The sequence below is a fragment of the Sedimentitalea sediminis genome (genome assembly GCF_042687825.1).
GTDB lineage: Bacteria > Pseudomonadota > Alphaproteobacteria > Rhodobacterales > Rhodobacteraceae > Sedimentitalea.
The window spans coordinates 1-2,476 of record NZ_JBHUQE010000054.1; the positions used below are offsets into that span (position 1 = coordinate 1).

General features: G+C 60.4%; 2 protein-coding genes. Both read left to right on the plus strand.

The window, feature by feature from the left end; genetic code table 11:
- The first annotated feature begins 120 nt into the window (after positions 1-120).
- Positions 121-1,686, plus strand: a complete 1,566-nt coding sequence (istA, locus tag ACFMPD_RS17425; RefSeq protein ID WP_380997280.1) for an IS21 family transposase — start codon at positions 121-123, stop codon at positions 1,684-1,686.
- Positions 1,619-2,392 (plus strand): IS21-like element helper ATPase IstB, encoded by a 774-nt coding sequence (istB, locus tag ACFMPD_RS17430; protein WP_380997282.1) that lies wholly within the window; start codon positions 1,619-1,621, stop codon positions 2,390-2,392. The genes istA and istB overlap by 68 nt, the downstream gene beginning before the upstream one ends.
- Positions 2,393-2,476: the final 84 nt, after the last annotated feature.

The window sequence follows — 2,476 nt, forward strand, 5'->3', positions numbered from 1 at the left end:
CAGAACTGTGAACCGGCATGCAAAGTTGACCCCTGTATTGGGGTAATCGGCGTCCAAAAGTGACCCCCATGATATTTCGTTTCAGAAGCTTCCTCAAAGGATTGAGGGAGCGATTTGGGGATGTTGGTTGTGGAGACGATTGCGAAGATCAGGCTGGCGTATTTTGTTCGGAAGAAGCCTATCAAGCAGATCTGCCGGGAGCTGAGGGTTTCGCGGAACACTGTTCGCAAAGTGATCCGCTCCGGCGCGACCGAGTTCAGCTATGATCGAACCAACCAACCCCGCCCCAAGATCGAGCCCTGGCGGTCCGATCTGGATGAGATGCTGGCCGAGAATGACAGGCAACCGAAGCGCCAGCGGCTGACACTGGTTCGTATCTACGAGGAGCTTCGCAACCGGGGTTACGACGGCAGCTATGATGCTGTGCGGCGCTATGCGGCGAGTTGGTCGAAGGCGACCCGGGAAGCTTCCGCCGCGGCCTATGTGCCGCTCAGTTTTGATCCTGGCGAAGCCTATCAGTTCGACTGGAGCCATGAGGTTGTTCTGATCGATGGCGTGACCACGACAGTGAAGGTCGCCCATGTTCGGCTCTGCCACAGCCGGATGCCGTTTGTCCGGGCCTATCCCAGAGAGACGCAGGAGATGGTGTTCGACGCCCATGACAAGGCCTTCGCCTTCTTCGGCGGGGCGTGCTCGCGCGGAATCTACGACAACATGAAGACGGCGGTGGATGCGATCTTTGTCGGCAAGGATCGGGCCTATAATCGGCGGTTCCAGCAGATGTGCGGGCATTACCTGGTCGACCCGGTCGCTTGCACGCCGGCCTCGGGCTGGGAGAAGGGTCAGGTCGAGAACCAAGTCGGTGTCATCCGGCGGCGCTTCTTCGTGCCGCGTCCCAAGTTCAAATCCTATGCCGAGCTGAATGCATGGCTGGAAGACCGGTGCCGAGATTATGCGAAGGCGAACAAGCACCCGGAGCTGCGGGACAGAACGATCTGGGAGGTGTTCGAAGAAGAATGCCCGAGCCTTGTGCCTTACGTCGGCCCTTTCGATGGATTCCATGCGGTCCCGGCCTCTGTGTCCAAGACTTGCCTCGTGCGCTTCGACAAGAACAGATACTCAGTCGATGCCCGCGCCGTGGGGCGGCCGGTCGAGATCAGAGCTTACGCCGATCGGCTGGAATGTTGGCAGGATGGGCAAATCGTTGGCCAGCATAAGCGGGCCTTCGGGCGGGACAAAACGATCTTCGGTCCCCTGCATTACATACCTGTTCTGGCCCGCAAACCCGGTGCCCTTCGTAATGGGGCGCCCTTCAAGGAATGGGCGTTGCCGGTGCCGATCCGCCGTGTGTGGCGCAAGCTGGAACGTCAGCCGGGTGGCGACCGGCAGATGGTCGACATCCTGGGCGCCGTGCTGACGGATGGGATCGAAGCCGTAGAAGCCGCCTGCGCCGAGGCTCTGTCGCACAACGTCCATTCAGCGGGTGTGGTCCTGAACATCCTGGCCCGGCACCGCGAGCCGCCACCACCCCTGACAATCACCACACCGGATGCACTGAAGCTGGCCTGCGAGCCCATTGCCGACTGCAACCGATATGACAGCTTGAGGAGACAAACAGATGGAACGCTCAGACGTGATCGACGCGATGGGAAAGCTGCGGCTCTACGGCATGCGCGCCGCTTATGACGAGGTGCTGACCACTGCAGTCAAGCGCCAGCATGAACCTCAGCAGATCATCGGGGATTTGCTGACCGCCGAGATCCGCGAGAAGCAGGCGCGGTCGGTCAAATACCAGATGACCATTGCCAAGTTGCCCCTGGCAAAGGAGCTGGAAGAGTTCGACTTCGAAGTAGCCGAGGCTAACGAAACGCTGATCCGCGACCTGGCGACCGGCGACTTCCTCGACCATCAGCGCAACCTCGTGCTGATCGGCGGCACCGGCACGGGCAAAACCCATCTTGCTGTCAGCATCGCCCGGGCCTGTATCCGGGCCGGACGACGGGGTAGGTTCTTCAACGTCGTCGACTTGGTGAACAAGCTCGATGCCGAAGCCAGAGCCGAGCGGCAAGGACGCACCGCAGACCTTATCTCCCGGCTCGACTTCCTGATCCTTGACGAACTGGGCTACCTGCCCTTTGCCCAAACCGGCGGTCAACTCCTGTTCCATCTGATCAGCAAGCTTTACGAGCGCACCTCGATCATCGTCACCACAAACCTGGCCTTCGGGGAATGGCCCAGCGTCTTCGGCGATGCCAAGATGACCACCGCACTGCTCGACAGGCTCACGCACCATTGCGAGATCGTCGAAACCGGAAACGAAAGCTGGCGCTTCAAGAACCGCGCATGGCGCAATCCCGAAACCCCGCAGGCCCGCCGCCGCTGCGCTATGTGAGGGCTACGCAGCGCCGGGCTTGCTCAGCACAAGGGGGTCAATATTGGACGCCGAAAAGGGGTCAAAGTTCAATGCCGATTGACA